This is a genomic window from Bacillus sp. GB_SG_008, from assembly GCF_052038115.1.
GTDB classification, from domain to species: Bacteria; Bacillota; Bacilli; order Bacillales; family Bacillaceae_G; genus Bacillus_A; species Bacillus_A rhizoplanae.
The window spans coordinates 786,001-802,557 of record NZ_JBPZSK010000001.1 but is presented as its reverse complement, the minus strand read 5'-3'; the positions used below and the strand labels follow the sequence as shown (position 1 = coordinate 802,557).

At 36.5% G+C, this 16,557-nt stretch carries 15 protein-coding genes; 3 read left to right on the top strand and 12 right to left on the bottom strand.

The genetic code is table 11. The features are described 5' to 3' along the window. Positions 1 to 32 precede the first annotated feature (32 nt). From ACTDJC_RS04140 to ACTDJC_RS04130, 3 genes are all read right to left on the bottom strand, one after another. Complete coding sequence (locus ACTDJC_RS04140; protein ID WP_098305612.1) at positions 33 to 278, bottom strand: YlbE-like family protein; 246 nt, start codon at positions 276 to 278, stop codon at positions 33 to 35. Positions 279 to 289: 11 nt separating this feature from the next. Further along, entirely contained in the window at positions 290 to 703 is a 414-nt protein-coding gene (locus ACTDJC_RS04135) for a YlbD family protein (protein WP_440602708.1), read from the bottom strand. An 87-nt stretch (positions 704 to 790) separates the two neighbouring features. Then, on the bottom strand, positions 791 to 1,822 hold the full coding sequence (locus ACTDJC_RS04130) for a CAP domain-containing protein (protein WP_098305616.1): 1,032 nt from the start codon (positions 1,820 to 1,822) through the stop codon (positions 791 to 793). Between the two features lie 214 nt (positions 1,823 to 2,036). Between ACTDJC_RS04130 and ACTDJC_RS04125 the strand changes: the two genes are divergently transcribed. Next, the gene (locus ACTDJC_RS04125; protein ID WP_098305618.1) at positions 2,037 to 2,402 is read left to right on the top strand and encodes a YugN family protein; all 366 of its coding nucleotides are present in this window, start codon (positions 2,037 to 2,039) and stop codon (positions 2,400 to 2,402) included. Positions 2,403 to 2,717: 315 nt separating this feature from the next. On the opposite strand, the gene ctaG is transcribed toward ACTDJC_RS04125, so the two are convergent. The 6 genes from ctaG to cyoE form a co-directional block, all read right to left on the bottom strand. Beyond that, positions 2,718 to 3,623 carry a cytochrome c oxidase assembly factor CtaG gene (gene ctaG, locus ACTDJC_RS04120; RefSeq protein ID WP_440602707.1) on the bottom strand — a complete coding sequence of 302 codons (906 nt, stop codon included), beginning with the start codon at positions 3,621 to 3,623 and terminating at the stop codon, positions 2,718 to 2,720. Between the two features lie 216 nt (positions 3,624 to 3,839). Beyond that, positions 3,840 to 4,178 (bottom strand): cytochrome c oxidase subunit IVB, encoded by a 339-nt coding sequence (gene ctaF / locus ACTDJC_RS04115; RefSeq protein ID WP_098305622.1) that lies wholly within the window; start codon positions 4,176 to 4,178, stop codon positions 3,840 to 3,842. Between the two features lie 3 nt (positions 4,179 to 4,181). Further along, the gene (locus ACTDJC_RS04110; protein ID WP_098305624.1) at positions 4,182 to 4,805 is read right to left on the bottom strand and encodes a cytochrome (ubi)quinol oxidase subunit III; all 624 of its coding nucleotides are present in this window, start codon (positions 4,803 to 4,805) and stop codon (positions 4,182 to 4,184) included. After that, a complete protein-coding gene (ctaD, locus tag ACTDJC_RS04105; RefSeq protein WP_098305626.1) occupies positions 4,805 to 6,667 on the bottom strand; it encodes a cytochrome c oxidase subunit I in 1,863 nt (620 codons plus the stop codon). Before ctaD ends, ACTDJC_RS04110 begins: the two co-directional genes overlap by 1 nt. A gap of 33 nt (positions 6,668 to 6,700) precedes the next feature. After that, positions 6,701 to 7,750: a cytochrome c oxidase subunit II gene (gene coxB / locus ACTDJC_RS04100; RefSeq protein ID WP_098305629.1), complete on the bottom strand. Its 1,050-nt coding sequence runs from the start codon at positions 7,748 to 7,750 to the stop codon at positions 6,701 to 6,703. A 92-nt stretch (positions 7,751 to 7,842) separates the two neighbouring features. Next, the gene (gene cyoE, locus ACTDJC_RS04095) at positions 7,843 to 8,766 is read right to left on the bottom strand and encodes a heme o synthase (RefSeq protein WP_098305631.1); all 924 of its coding nucleotides are present in this window, start codon (positions 8,764 to 8,766) and stop codon (positions 7,843 to 7,845) included. A 515-nt stretch (positions 8,767 to 9,281) separates the two neighbouring features. Between cyoE and ACTDJC_RS04090 the strand changes: the two genes are divergently transcribed. Next, on the top strand, positions 9,282 to 10,229 hold the full coding sequence (locus tag ACTDJC_RS04090) for a COX15/CtaA family protein (protein WP_098305633.1): 948 nt from the start codon (positions 9,282 to 9,284) through the stop codon (positions 10,227 to 10,229). 225 nt (positions 10,230 to 10,454) lie between these two features. Here ACTDJC_RS04090 and pyc read toward each other — a convergent pair whose 3' ends face one another. The 3 genes from pyc to ACTDJC_RS04075 all read right to left on the bottom strand — a co-directional run bounded on the left by pyc (position 10,455) and on the right by ACTDJC_RS04075 (position 15,853). Next, the gene (pyc, locus tag ACTDJC_RS04085) at positions 10,455 to 13,901 is read right to left on the bottom strand and encodes a pyruvate carboxylase (protein WP_440602706.1); all 3,447 of its coding nucleotides are present in this window, start codon (positions 13,899 to 13,901) and stop codon (positions 10,455 to 10,457) included. A 331-nt stretch (positions 13,902 to 14,232) separates the two neighbouring features. Continuing rightward, positions 14,233 to 15,429, bottom strand: coding sequence for an FtsW/RodA/SpoVE family cell cycle protein (locus ACTDJC_RS04080; protein ID WP_253630263.1), 1,197 nt, complete (start codon positions 15,427 to 15,429; stop codon positions 14,233 to 14,235). 139 nt (positions 15,430 to 15,568) lie between these two features. After that, a complete protein-coding gene (locus ACTDJC_RS04075; RefSeq protein WP_098305639.1) occupies positions 15,569 to 15,853 on the bottom strand; it encodes a YlaN family protein in 285 nt (94 codons plus the stop codon). A 153-nt stretch (positions 15,854 to 16,006) separates the two neighbouring features. Between ACTDJC_RS04075 and ACTDJC_RS04070 the strand changes: the two genes are divergently transcribed. Next, a complete protein-coding gene (locus ACTDJC_RS04070; protein WP_098305641.1) occupies positions 16,007 to 16,504 on the top strand; it encodes a hypothetical protein in 498 nt (165 codons plus the stop codon). Positions 16,505 to 16,557: the final 53 nt, after the last annotated feature.

Below are 16,557 nucleotides of genomic sequence, written 5' to 3'. Positions count from 1 at the left end.
TTTCGCATGACGGACACAATTTTTACTTCCAACTAATTAACGTTTTGCTGTTTCATATATTGAAACATATCTATCATTATAGAAGCAACCGATAACTGATTTTGAAACTTAGCTACCTTGTCTGGAATAGTCTTTTTAAAATATTGCATGGCCGCCAATTCAAATGCATCTTTTTCGCTTGGATCTCTAGAAAGTTTCCGATACCAAGACGGTTGCTCCCGAATATATTTCTGTAAATCTTCATTCGACCTTACAAATTCGATGAGTTCTTTTCTCATCACTTTTCCTCCTAATCTTTTTGAAAGAAAAACGGATTATTTTCAGAATTACGCTGCTGTTTTGTTGCCTGGTTCCCTTGAAACTGTTGAATAACTTGCTGCACGCTTCCAAGTGCAGTCGTCATATTCGCTAAATGTTGCTGCACCTGTTCCACATCTAACTTTTTAAAAAACGCTACCATTTGTCCCATAAAGTCTCCAGAATTTTCTTCGCGATCTTCTTGTACGGAAGCAGAAGTTGCCTCTCCATTCACCTTATAATGATTCCATACATCATCTTGTTCTCCAAGTAAATACCACTCTTCATAAAATTGTTGCCACGATTTCTTTCCATTTCGAACATCATGAACCATCTTTGGATGCTGGCGCACAAACTCTTTGAATTTTTGAATAGAAGGATGTAAATCTCCTTTTACCACTGTCATTACAATCACCTCACCAGATGTATCTTCTATTATATTGTAAGAAAAAAAAGGCGCATGGTTCGCCTATTTTTAGGCAATTCATACACCTTACTTTTGAATAAAATTTTGTGTATAAAAATTATCATACACTCCAATTCCTAGACCAGTGAATTGTTCGTTTAGTAAATTCTTTCGATGGTCCTCGCTATTTAACCACCCTTGCACTGCCGCAATTCCATCACTATACTGCGTCGCGATGTTTTCTCCTGCTAGTTGGAATGATACATTTCCTTTTTGCAAACGATCACCTAATGTTCCAAACGAAGGCGAATCATGCGAAAAATAATTGCTATCTTTCATATCTTTACTATGTTCATATGCTACTACCGCCGTTTGTTGATCCCATACTAATAATGGAAGGTGATAACGACTACGAATTATATTTGTCAAATCTAAAATTTGCTGTGCATTTCCTTGTTCGACCTGCTTCATTTGCTCTGGTGATAATGGTTGTGGATTCGTTAATTCTCCAGAATAAACAAGTTGATATGGCTTTTGTTTTATTAATGTTTCATCATCCATATAACGAACACCGACAAGCTTATGTGTAAAATGGTCAAAATATAATTGCGCCCACCCTCCTTCTATAGAAACAAGTGGTTGTTCTGTTACTTCAACATCGGACAATTCAAATTGATAACTATTTTTTCCCATTTTAAGTGAAATTTCATATGAAAACGGATTCCTTTTATAAACATCTTCATACTTTTCACCAATATGAAATGGTGAAATATTCACTTTCTCTCCGCCAACATAAATCGTAACAATTTTATGATCTATAATTCCAAACTGCACATAGTGCGATAAGTCTTGATTATATACCCACCATTCATAACCATAAGCAGATGGTTCAATTCGCGCCGGTTCGCCCCAATTCGCTAATAAATTTTCAGGGTCACTACCTAGGAGCTGTGAAATTGTTTCTGGCACACCTTTATTTTCTTTTTTCATTTTCACAATTTTATGCTCTGATTTTAAATGAGGGGATTGTAATATATATTGAGAAACGAGTAATTTCCCGTATAAATCAATCGCTAAAATAAGAATAGTAATTACTATAATACGGAACAACATTTTCAAATTATATACCTCCTGAATACCCATGAAATTGAGGTATACACAAACAAAACTGTTTTTTCTCCATTTTGTGTGTACCACACTATGTTCACTATATCATATTTCTTGCATAAAAGTAGACATTCTACCTTTTATCTCCATACGAATTGTATTTTTCAACTATTCGTACTATTATAAATTCAAGGGGATTTTACGTTTATTATAAGGAGGCTATTTCATGCAATTTACAAATACGAAACTTGAAGGTACAGTTGTCGACTTCACACTTCTAACTGAGGTAATGGACAAGCATCATTTTGTACTAGCTGGACAATGGGATTACGAGAGAGTTACATATGACTATAAATTTGAAATGCTGAAAGATGTGTATTATTTACGTATACAAGGTTTTGCCATAGAAGGAGATGTTGGAGGACGACATGCCCAAATTAAATTATTGACACCTCTTCTCGGTAAACATTATTATCCACATGGTGTAGAGTACGGGGAAGAAGAAAAATTCCCAAAAAATGTTCTTCAAAAAAGTGAACAATTACTTCAAAACATCGAAAAAGAGTTGCAAGATTTAGCGATTATAGAATAATAAAATGAAACTTCCGTGAATGGTGATCTGCATTCTCCACTCATGATTTGCCCAAACCATGATACTCTCATAAGCAGCGAGGTTCCCCCTTGAAAGAAGGCTTACTACCAGTTACAACAAAAAGAAGGTGTACATAACGATACACCTTCTTTTTATTTTGTAAATTTATCTCACTATTCGTAGACAGGAAGCTCCCACCTCAAGACTCAAGGAAATCAAAGAAGACAGATCATGAATAACTACTAGCATGCGTTCGATTGGTGAGAGCTTTCCATAAGTGTGGGGATGAAGAATCCCCACTTATGAAAGTTTACTTTATTTTGACTGCAAATACGGGGGTAATGCTTGAATCTGTTCTGCATCCTTTTTTCGTTCTTTACGCGCCCATGAGAAGAAAACATACCCAATCACTGTTCCGTACACAATTTCTTGTACAATCTTCATTATAATGCCTCCTGTTTTCTGATCCTCTAGAACAGGAAGCCAATGTAAGAAATCAGGACCTGTAATATTTAAGTTAGATAACGTTCCAGCTGGTACACAAAGTTCCATTGCCTTCATCCATGCACTTGGATCTGTATAGGTCGCAAACAATGGCACATTTGCAAAAATAATAAGTGCACAGGCTGGCGTTAATAACATACCATTAGCAAACATGTAACCGATTTTTTTAATATCACTTAGTGTTTGATATTCTGGTAATGGATTAAATATGGGCCACCACAGCATCATAGCCACAAAAAATAATACAGCAAGAACAACTGGATGTCCAATTTGGCTTTGCTTTACTGTATCGAACACAACCGGCAAGTGATACATAGAAAATAGTCCGTTAAAAACAAGTAAAGCTACAATAGGATTTGCCCATATATGTAACATCATACGAATGAATCGAAATGATGTTATGTATTGAAACAACCAATTCGGTAATCCAAGTAATAACAGTGGAGGTACAGCCATATACATGATTGCCATTTCAAACATATGTGCACTAAACACAATATGTCCAAGCAAATCAATTGGCCCTCCTTTAACAAAATACAAAAGTAACATACCACTTATAAAATAAAAGATTTTCCGTTTACTTACTTCTTCGCCATTTGGGAAGCGATATCGATACTTTCCAATAATTAAAAGATAACCAATCACAACAGCTAACATAAAAAGAAAAAAGATTGGGCTCCACAGTGCTTCAAAACCAAATATCCATAAGTTGCTCACTTTTTTACACCCTCCCTTTTATAAAGTGAAACTTCCATCAGTGGAGAGCTTTTTCATCTCCCACTGATGGTTAGTTGAACCAATCGAGCTTTTACGGGCAGTTATCCCCCACCTACCTTCCTCGCTTCTCTCTGAATCTTGAGGTGGGGGTCTTACTGCCCGCGAATAGCGGGATAAGTAAAAGGGGATTGATGAAACATTCAATCCCCTTTCTTTTTAAAGCCAAATAAGTGTCGTAAAAGTTAAAATCGTTATTAACCCAACTAGTAAACCTGAATACAAAAACATCGATGGGGCTTCATGCCCTTTATGACTCATATGCATAAAATAATACAATTGAAAAATAACTTGTACAGCAGCTAACAATAAAATAAGTGGTACGGAAAAAAGCGGACTAAATGTTTTTGGATATGCGACTGCTACAAATGCAATGACTGTCAAAAAAATCATTAATCCAAAAGTAATGACTTGATGCTTCATTTCTTCCGCACTTTTTTTTCTGCGATATGCAAGATCAACTTTAGGATTATTTATATTTGTTTGTTTTATTGCCATTGTTTATCCCACCATTCCCATCAAATATACTACAGTGAAAATAAACACCCAAACTACGTCGATAAAGTGCCAATAAATTGATGCAACGTAAAACTTTGGAGCATTGTATAAATTTAAGCCACGCTTCGCATTACGGATTACTAAAGTTAAAATCCAAAGTAGTCCAAATAGTACGTGTAACCCGTGCGTACCAACTAACGCATAAAATGCAGAACCGAATGCACTACTTCTCATCGTATGTTTAAACTCATGAACGTAATGATTAAATTCATAAATCTCAAAGCCTAAAAATCCAACCCCAAGCAATACAGTGATAATAAGCCAAAGCTGCATTTGCTTAAAGTTAAAATTCTTCATATGATATATTGCATAAACACTTGTTAAACTACTCGTTAAAAGAAGCATTGTCATAATGAACACAAGCGGCATTTGAAACATTTCTTGTGATGACGGTCCACCATTTGTTGAATTTTTCAGTGCTAAATATGTTCCGAACAAGGACGCAAATAGTACTGTCTCGCCTCCTAGAAACAACCAAAATCCAATAAATTTATTCTTTCCTTCAAGGGTTGCTTTTTCAGGCTCTGCTGGAAAGGTTTCATTTGTTAATTTTTCCTCTGCATGCATTACGCCTTGCCCCCTTTATCTTCTAAATCTTCTTTATGAATATGGTATCCATGATCATCAATTACAGATCGTAAGAGCATTGCTCCAAATGTAATAATAAGACCAATAATCGCTACTACTAGCCACATTTTCTCTTTCCCCGCGTGCATATACATCGCTCCAAATGCTGCAGTAAATAAACCTAAGGAAATGACAAATGGTAGGAAAGATCCGTTTGGCATGTGAATATCCCCAACCGGTTCTGCTGGCGTCATTTCGTTTTTCCCTTCACGTTTTTCAATCCAGAATGGATCTAATCCACGTACAAACGGTAATTGCTTAAAATTATACTCAGGTGTCGGCGCTGGAATTGACCATTCTAATGTACGACCATCCCAAGGATCGCGACCAGCTTGTTTTTTAGAAAAGGATGTTTTTACAACATTAGCTAACAGTACGATTGTTCCGAGAGCCATAAATACTGCCCCTACCGTACTAATTAAGTTCCCAACTTCTAATCCTTGTCCTGGCAAATACGTAAAATAGCGACGCGGCATACCCATTAAACCAAGGAAGTGCTGAATAAAGAACGTTAAATGAAAGCCAATAAAGAACAACCAAAATGTAATTTTACCAAGCGTCTCATCTAGGAGTTTATTAAACATAAGCGGCCAAAAATAATGAGCACCTGCAAATAATCCGAACACAACCCCACCAACAATTACGTAATGGAAGTGAGCTACAACGAAGTAATTATCGTGAAATTGATAATCAGCAGGAGCTGATGCAAGCATAACCCCTGTCACCCCACCCATAACGAATGATGGAATAAAACCAAGAGCCCACATCATTGGTGTTGTAAAGCGAATGCTTCCACCCCACATCGTAAAGAGCCAGTTAAAAATTTTAATACCTGTTGGAACAGCAATTGCCATTGTAGCTACAGAAAAGATCGCATTTGCTACTGGACCAAGACCTACTGTAAACATATGATGTGCCCATACCATAAATCCTAAAAATCCAATTAATACCGTTGCAAATACCATAGATGAGTATCCGAATAAACGTTTTTTAGAGAATGTCGCGAAGATTTCTGAGAATATTCCGAAAACAGGGAGTATAAGAATATATACTTCTGGGTGACCGAAGATCCAGAATAAATGCTCCCATATAATCGTATTTCCTCCTAAAGCTGGGTTAAAGAAACTTGTGCCAAATAAACGATCTAACATTAACAGGGCTAGGCCTACTGTAAGTGGTGGGAATGCAAATAATATAAGTGCAGATGTTACAAAAGTTGTCCATGTAAACATCGGCATCCGCATATATGTCATTCCAGGTGCCCGCATATTAATAATGGTAACAAGGAAGTTAATTCCTCCTATTAATGTTCCAATACCCGCAATTTGCAAACCAAGGACATAGAAGTCGATACCGTGTCCCTTTGATGCGAGTGATAACGATGCATACGATGTCCAACCTGCATCAGGCGCCCCACCTAAAAACCAACTTAAGTTTAAAAATACGCCCCCAAAGAAAAACAGCCAAAATCCAAGAGCATTAATAAATGGAAACGCAACGTCTCGTGCACCAATTTGAAGTGGTACCGCCGCATTCATCATTGCAAATACAAGTGGCATTGCCGCTAAGAAAATCATTGTTGTTCCGTGCATTGTTAACACTTGGTTGTACATATCCCCAACGAGAAAAGCATTGTTTGGAATCGCTAACTGAAACCGAATAAATAATGCTTCTATTCCCCCGATGATAAAAAATAACCCACCTGCAATTAAATAGAGAATGGCAATTTTTTTATGGTCTACTGTCGTTAAATAATCCCAAATTACAGAGCCCACTCCCTGTTTTTTTGCTACAGAACTCACGTTTTCAACCTCCCCTTCGCAAATAGTTTCTCTTTACTTTTCAACTTTTAATGTTTTTAAGTATGCGTTTAATGCATCTACTTGATCGTCAGTAAGATTACCGTATTTTCCAGTCATTTTATTTCCTGGTTTCATGCTTTCAGGGTCTTTTAACCACTTCTTCACATTTTCCTCATTATTTTCAGCAATACCTGCAACCATATCACGATCTGCGAAGTTGGCTAAATTCGGTGCAATACGTGCAGTAGGCGGTCTGCTATCATTTGATCCAACAGCATGACAACCGATGCAACTCTTTTCAAAGATTTGTTTACCTTCCTGCTCTTGCGTAGAAGCAACAGCTTTCTTGCCATCTAAGTCCTTCATACTAGCAACCCATTTTTTGTACTCGCTTTCATCAACAGCTTTAACTTTAAACTGCATTAAAGCGTGAGATGGTCCACAAAATTCTGCACAAAAACCGTTATATGTGCCCGATTTGTCTGCTTTAATCCACATTTTGTTCGTATTATCCGGATTCGTATCCATTTTCCCCGCTAAAGATGGGACCCAAAATGAATGTTTAATATCAGAACCCTTTAAATTTAAATACACTTTTTTACCTGTAGGGATGACTAAATCTTGCGAAGTTACTAATTTTTCATTATTGTAAGAAAATTCCCACCAATAAAGATTCGCTGTTACATCAACAACGATTGTATCTTTATCAATATTCTTTTTCTCCATTGCACTAACGTCAGCAAGTTTAAACGTATATGTAACAGTAGGGACAGCCAATACCAATAAAAGTAAAATCGGAATGACTGTCCATATAATTTCTAGCTTGTGATTTCCTTCTACTTGCTTCGGAATATAGTTTTCCTGTCCCTTTCTTTGACGGAAACGCACAATTACATATAAGAAAATAATCGTAACAACAAGAACGACACCAACCATGATTGCACTGGCTAATAACAATAAATCATATTGCATTTTTGCTACTTCACCCTGTGGAATCAAAGTAGATTGAAAGGCTTTACCGCATCCCCCTAACAGTAAAGCCACTAGTGAAACGAGCGAAAGCAATCGCCACTGTTTCTTCATGCAAACAACCCCCACTTTCTTTGTTATTTAGATTGTACTTTATAGTAAGTAAAGTAAATCTCAATGTAAAGAAATCCCCTTATGTCGTTGTCTTAGAAGAATGTTACAACAATCATTGAAATAAATAAGATTGTTAAGTAATTCAAGGAGTATACAAACATTTGCACGGACCATTTGATGTCATCTTTCTTACGGTAGCCATAAAACCCTAACACGATCCAACCGATGTTAAGCAATGTTGCAATTATCATAAATGTTACTCCAAGTGCACTCATATAAAATGGCAGTGGCAATAAGCATACTGTCCAAATCATAATTTGACGTTTTGTAATATCAAATCCATACACAACAGGAAGCATTGGAATACCTGCATTGCGATATTCTTCAACACGTTTCATCGCAAGAGCGAGGAAGTGTGGGATTTGCCAAATAAACATAATTAAGAATAACATCCAAGCAATAGGATGATTCAAACTTGGATCAATAGCTGCCCAACCAATTAAAGGTGGAACTGCTCCTGATACACTACCTACTACTGTATTAAGTGTGTATGCTCTCTTTGTCCATAATGAATAAAGAACAACATATGTGAAAGCTCCAATAAAACCAATAAATGCAGCCATCGGTGTTGTAAGAAGCAAGAATACGAAACCTAATAATAATAGTACAATACCAAATGTTAATACAAAATTTGGTTTCATTTTTCCAGTTACTGTCGGACGATTTTTTGTTCGTTCCATTAAATGATCAATATCACGATCAATGTAGTTATTCAAACTACATGATCCTGCCATAATAAGTGCAGAACCAGCAATTGTGAAAAACATTTTATCCAGCTGATCCACAAAGTTTAATCCATTAAAATGTAGAGCCAACCAAAAACCAGTAAATACCGTTAATGTATTTGAATTTACAATTCCCATTTTTACAAGCGCTAACAAATCTTGTACACGACTTGTTTCCGGCACATCCGTTACGGTTGATTCCTCATGCAATTGACTTGTTGCATGGCTCATCGTTTCAACCCCCTCTAAAACTTTCATCATAATTACTCTGCAATGGGCATTTTATTCGAAATAAAACACTCTTTAGCTTCTATATAACAATATTATTACAGTAGAAATGTTGTTTTATGGTTCTGCTATTAATATACACTTCTCACTCGAATATATTAAAACATATTTCATGAAAAAATTGTGAAGAAAACATGAACTTTTTGTGTCTATGATTAAAAAAGTTTTTCCCTACTCACTTCATAATAGCACGTAATTACCTTTTATAATAAACCATTTTGTCAAATTCCGCATGTATTTCCGTTTATTTATTTATAAAATCCCCTAATTTTGTTAAAATAAGCAATTTATTTTCTGGATTTTAGTATTATTTCATCTTACCTTCTCCTTTCCTGTCCCCCTTTGCTATTTTATAAGATTTTATATATCATAGGACTGTAGTGCATTTCTGTTTCTATAATATTTATTTCATTAAAATATTGCACAATAACTTTAGAATAGAAAGCTGGTGAAAAGGATTGCAACGTTTTATAAAATGGTTAGCAGTCATTACGAGTTTTGATTTATTATGTGTTCTCCTTGGCGGAGCATTAGTTACTAAGACTGGTTCAGGACAAGGGTGTGGTAAATCTTGGCCGCTATGTAACGGGGAATTGCTTTCCTCGCACCTATCAATGCACACAATTATTGAGCTGAGTCATCGCCTTACTTCAGGCTCTGCAGGGATTCTTGTTACACTACTATGTGTCTTAGCTTGGAAATACTACGGACATGTTCGGGAAACAAAAACCCTTGCCATTCTGTCTTTCGCATTTTTAGTAGCTCAAGCACTCATGGGAGCAGCTGCAGTTGTATGGGGACAAGTTCCAGCTGTATTAGCAATTCATTTCGGTATCTCTCTTATTTCATTTGCTGCTGTTATTTTATTGACACTCCTCATCTTTGAAATTGATAAAAAGTTTGATGTCCACTCACTTAATATTGATAAGAAGATGAAATTTCATATTTACGGTGTAACAATTTACAGTTACATTGTTGTCTATACAGGGGCATTGGTACGTCATGAACATGCAAGCTTAGCATGTCCAACTTTTCCATTATGCAGCAGAAACAGTCCATTTCCAACGCAATTTCATGAATGGGTACAAATGGGACATCGATTTGCCGCTACATTAATTTTTGTTTGGATTTTATACGCAATGATTATAGCTATCCGGCAATATAAACAACAAGCTGTTATATATTATGGGTGGATCACAGCATTTGGCCTTGTGATGTGTCAAGCAATCTCTGGTATTTTAGTTGTATTCACAGGGGCAAGCTTAACGATGTCACTTCTGCATTCACTCTTTATATCATGCTTATTTGCTGTATTATGCTATTTAGTTATGCTAGCAACACGTAGTAAATCAAACATACAAAAAACAGAAATGAATCATACTACACAGCAAAAGAAACTAATATAATAACTTTTCTATTGCGACAAGTTATTATTTTCAAAAAGCAAAAAGAGCTGCATCAAGCAGCTCTTTTTTATTTTTATCTTTTACAACTGCCAAATGAGTAAGATATGTAAAAAATCGTACACATAGCAGTTTCATCCCACATTAACGGGTAGTAAAAGCCCGATTGGTTCAACTAACCATCAGTGGAGGATGAAGACCCCCCACTGACGGAAGTTTCACTTTATTTTATTGTTCCAATTCAATCAACAAATCACCTGTTTGAATTGCCTCTCCATCTTTCACATACACTTTTTTCACCGTACCAGTAAATGGAGCTTGTACAGTTGTTTCCATTTTCATCGCTTCTGTAATTGCCATGGAATCACCTTTTTTTACTGTATCTCCTTCATTGACTACTACTTTAATTACAGTTCCCGGCATTGTTGCATTAATATGATTTGGGTTTTCGCGATTCCCCTTCACTCGTTGTGAAACTGTTGCTTTGATACTTTCATCTTTTACAACAATTTCACGAGGTTGTCCGTTAAATTCAAAATAGACAACACGTGTACCATCTAATTGTGGTTCTCCAATCGAAACTAATTTCACAATTAATGTTTTACCACGTTCAATTTCCACACCAAGCTCCTCACCAAGCCTCATACCATAGAAGAATGTTGGTGTATCAAGAACAGAGATATTTCCATATTGCTCTGCAACTTTTTGATAGTCCATAAATACTTTCGGATATAACGCATACGCTACAATATCAAACATCGTTACTTCACGACCAAGCTTATGGAATAACTCTTCTTTTACCCCTTCAAAATCAATTGGTTCTAACAGTTCACCTGGTCTTACTGTTAAAGGTTCTTTTCCTTTTAAAATAATTTCTTGTAACTCTTTCGGGAAACCACCGTACGGTTGTCCAAGATCACCAGAGAACATTTCTACAACTGATCCTGGGAAGTCTAATGCGTGACCACACTCATAAATATCTTTCTCTGTTAAATGATTTTGTACCATAAATAGAGCCATATCACCCACTACTTTTGACGATGGAGTTACTTTAACAATATCACCAAACATATCGTTGACACGGCGATACATCACTTTCACTTCATCAAAACGATCTCCTAAACCGACAGCTTTTGCTTGTTGCTGTAGATTACTATATTGACCACCTGGCATTTCATGCATGTACACTTCTGTATGCGGTGCATTCATTCCACTTTCAAATGAAGAATAATATTTACGAACATCTTCCCAATAATGAGAGAGCTTCTCTAAAGATTTCACATCTACATTCGGTTGTCTTTCATTTCCTTCTAATGCATAGTACAACGTATTAGCGCTCGGCTGAGATGTTAATCCTGCCATAGAGCTTACCGCAACGTCTACAATGTCAACTCCAGCTTCAATTGCTTTCGCATATGTTAATACACCGTTTCCGCTCGTATCATGCGTATGAAGATGAACTGGAATCGATACCGTCTCTTTTAATGCGGAAACTAAATCATATGCTGCATTTGGTTTTAATAATCCTGCCATATCTTTAATACCTAAAATATGAGCACCTGATGCCTCTAACTCTTTTGCTAAGTTTTTATAGTAATTCAAATCATATTTACTGCGCATTGGATCATGGATATCACCTGTGTAACACATTGTTGCCTCTGCAATTTTACCGTTTTGACGTACAGCATCAATCGCAACGCGCATACCTTCTACCCAGTTTAGACTATCAAAAATACGGAATACATCAATACCAGCTTGCGCAGAACACTCTACAAACTTTTGAATTAAGTTATCTGGATAGTTTTTATATCCTACTGCATTTGATGCACGAAGAAGCATTTGGAATAATACATTTGGCATGCTCTCACGTAATTGTAATAAACGTTCCCATGGATCTTCTTTTAAGAAACGATACGCGACATCAAATGTTGCTCCGCCCCACATTTCTGCCGAAAATAAATTCGGTAGCATTCTTGCTGTTGGTTCAGCAATTTTTTCTAACTCTTGTGTACGGATACGTGTTGCTAATAATGACTGATGCGCATCACGGAATGTAGTATCCGTTAATAAAACTTGTTTTTGTTCTTGAACCCATTTTACTAATCCATCAGCTCCGCGCTCATCTAAAATTTGCTTCGTACCAGTTGGAATCGGTTCAGTATATTTCACATTTGGAACGCGCGCTTCTGCAAAAATCGGTTTTTCTTGTTTTCCTACTCCAGGAAATCCGTTGACTGTTACTGTGCCAATGTATGATAGCATTTTTGTACCGCGGTCTTTTCGTTTCGGAAATACAAATAATTCCGGTGAAGAATCGATAAACGATGTATCATATTCTCCTGTTAAAAAGTTCTTATGTTTTACAACGTTTTCTAGAAACGGAATATTTGTTTTAATACCACGAATACGGAATTCCTTTAAATTACGTTCCATTTTAGCTGCTGCTTGTTCAAACGTTAACGCCCAAGTTGTTACTTTTACAAGTAATGAGTCATAATACGGTGTAATAACTGCACCTTGGAAGCTGTTTCCTGTATCTAAACGTACACCAAAACCACCACCAGAACGATATGCCATAATTTTCCCTGTATCTGGCATGAAGTTATTAAGCGGATCTTCTGTTGTCACACGAGATTGAATCGCAAATCCGTGTGTAATTATATCTTCTTGTTTTGGAATACTTACTCTTTCGCTATGTAAAGCATAGCCATCAGCAATCAAAATTTGTGATTGAACGATATCAATGCCTGTAATCATTTCTGTAATCGTATGTTCAACTTGGACACGTGGATTTACTTCAATAAAATAGAAATTGTTTTCTTTTACAAGAAACTCAACTGTCCCTGCGTTCACATAATTGACATTTTTCGTTAATTGAACTGCAGCTTCACAAATACGATTGCGAAGTTCTTCTGAAAGAGACACACTTGGTGCTACTTCTACAACTTTTTGATGACGGCGCTGCACCGAGCAATCTCTCTCATATAAATGAACGACATTACCTTGTTCATCGGCCAATATTTGCACTTCAATATGCTTTGGATTTTCAACAAACTTTTCAACATATACTTCATCATTACCAAACGCTGCTTTCGCCTCGGATTTCGCACGGTTATATGCTTCTTTTAATTCATCTTCGCTGCGTACGACACGCATTCCACGACCGCCACCACCAAGAGCTGCTTTAATAATAATCGGGTAATCATACGTTTTAGCAAAACTCTCTATTTCTTCAATTATACTTATCGGACCATCACTACCAGGAATGACAGGAATATTGGCTAATTGTGCTTGTGTTCTTGCCTTCACTTTATCCCCAAACATATCTAAATGTTTACTCTTTGGACCAATAAAGATAATACCTTCTTCTTCACAACGTTTTGCAAATTCAATATTTTCTGACAAAAAACCATATCCTGGGTGAATTGCATCAACATGATTGCGTTTTGCGATTTCAATAATACCTTCAATATCAAGATATGCATCGATTGGCTTTTTACCCTCTCCTACCAAATACGCTTCATCTGCTTTATATCGATGATATGAACCGCTATCTTCTTTCGAGTAAATCGCAACTGTGCGTAGTCCTAATTCTGTACAAGCTCGAAACACACGAATCGCAATTTCACCGCGGTTAGCTACTAATACTTTTTGAATACGTTGCAGCTTTTTCATGATTTTCCCCCTCTATTTTTCTATCATTCATAACAACATAAATTTGCCCTGCTTTAGCAGGAATAAGTACCTTACTTCTAGCAGTGGTATTCACTATCCGAAAGTTGCACTTTATTTTTATTCATCATACCTTATTTTTAGACAAATGATAAGCTTTCTGTCCAATTTGTCTCACAAAATTAGTATAGCATAAATTTCAATACGCAACCAAGCTTTTTGTAAAACACATTTAATTAAATGTGATATACTTTTTAATCAAAAACAGAAAAATAGGTCCTTTTTTCTAAAATTATGCACAAAAAGAAGCTTTGTACACTTGTACAAAGCTTCTTTATTTTACAACAACGAGGTGTCTCTCTTGTTTAGGCTGTTGCTGTTGCTCCCGCCCTTGTTGTTCTCTTTTTTCTCTCTGTTTTACAGAGCTAGCTACATTTAATAAAATCCCCATAGCTAGTAAGTTTGCTACTAAAGAAGTACCACCATAGCTAACAAATGGTAAAGGCACACCAGTAAGCGGCAAAAATCCAGTAACTCCGCCTAAGTTTACAATTGCTTGCACACCAATCATACTACCTATTCCGATTGCAAGTAGACTCCCAAAAGGATCTTGACATTTTTGTGCAACTCGAAAAGCACGGACGACTATGACTAGTAAACATATTAAAATAATCGCTACTCCAACGAAACCTAATTCCTCAGATACAATTGCCATAATAAAGTCTGTATGTGGCTCTGGTAAATACCCATACTTTTGGATACTATTTCCTAACCCTCTACCACTTATACCGCCAGAAGCGATTGCAACAAACGAATTAATTAATTGAAATCCTTTTCCCTGCGGATCCGCAAATGGATTCCAAAATGTGGTGAAACGTGCGATTTGAACATCTGTTAAAACATTTTTCCCTATGAAATATCCCAAGGGAATCCATATAATAGATGTAAGGGCAATTCGTTTCATCCAAAGTTGAAACGGTATGCCCGAACAGAACGTCATGATTCCAATCGTTGAAAGAATTAATAATGTTGTTCCTAAGTCAGGCTGTTTCAAAATTAAATAAATTGTAATTGCTAAAAAAGCAACTACTCGACCAGCACCGTGCCAAATTGGTCCATCTGTCGTTTGCTTTTTTGCATAGAAACGCGCTAATACAATGATAATTCCTACTTTGATAAACTCTGAAGGCTGCATCCCAAATACCCATGATTTTGCATTGTTTACAACCGTTCCCCATTTTAATACTATTAGCAGCATACCGATGCTACCAACAACAATTAAAACGGTAACCATGCGCTTCCTCCATACTTGAAAAGGAATAAACATGATAACAAGCAACCCGATTGTCCCAACTAACATTGCTTTTAACTGCGATCGAAAAAAGTGATCGCTCGTCCATCCATATTTCGGATAATACTTTGTAATCGCAACGATAGAACTGGCACTATACACCATAATGACTCCGAGCACGCATACGATAACAAGAGGAAGCACTAAAGAATAATCTATGGACTTCCAGACTCTTTTCATTCAAAATCCTCTTTCTCTTTTCTTTTTTAACAGTTGTATTCCATATGTATTTGTGTTCTTCCTGCTTTTCAGGAAAATCATTTTTTTGCACAAAAAAGCTCAAACTGATTCAGTTTGAGCTCCTTATTTGAACCAGCTATTATTGTTTGTTTGTAGAAGCTTCATGCAGTGCCGATAGCTCTCGTTCTAATTCTCCTAATATTTCCCTACCTTGCTCTTCCGCAATGAGACCAAGACGAACCGCAAAATCAACTTCACGGGATAAGCCAAACATTTGTGTGTCGAGCACCTCTTCGTATAATGGACATTGCGGCATCGTAAGGTTATCCATTTGCACCTTAATAAGTCTTAGAATTTTCTCTGCATCAGCTTGTAGAAGGGCAAGTGCCTTTTCCTGATGATTTGTTACTGTCTCAGACGTCAAATTGGTTCCCTCCGTTTCCGTCCTACTCTCCTATCCTATCTATTAATATTAGCGATAGTTTTCATAAATTGCAATAGAAACATTTCCTGTGACAATTGTCCCTAGTCCTATTATACTGAAAAGTGGGAGTATAAGACAAATGGGGGAACAATAATGAGTGAAATTTTATTTATTAACGGAAATGTACGCTTTCCAATTACAATTGATCCAAGTGTCTGGATTTTTGATGATCGAAAAGTTGACTTAACAACATACTTTACAAATCCAAAAGAAACAACAAATGAATTAGAACACTATACGAAACAAGCATCTAAACATTGGGATCGTGAAATTAGAGAAGGAGCTATTTTCCCGCCTGTCAATAAAAGCATTGCAAAATTTGAAAAAGAGAAAATCATTACAGGGACATTTGGTATACCGCTCGCTCCCTTTTTACAAAATTCCGAAATTTCCAGCGATGCAACTCATGTAGAAATTCATACAGAAACCGGCATCACAACTATTTCATTACAAAAAGCAAAGGATGCTATTCTCGGCTTTTCTAAAAACGGAAAGCCACTAAAAGAAGATGGTCCTGTTCATCTTTATTTCGGAGATAGCTCTAATATCAATGATCCAATTCGATATATTCGAAAGTTTACCATCGTGTAAAGTGAAACTTCCATCAGTAGGGCCCTCCTCACCAATTGGACTTTTACGGGCCG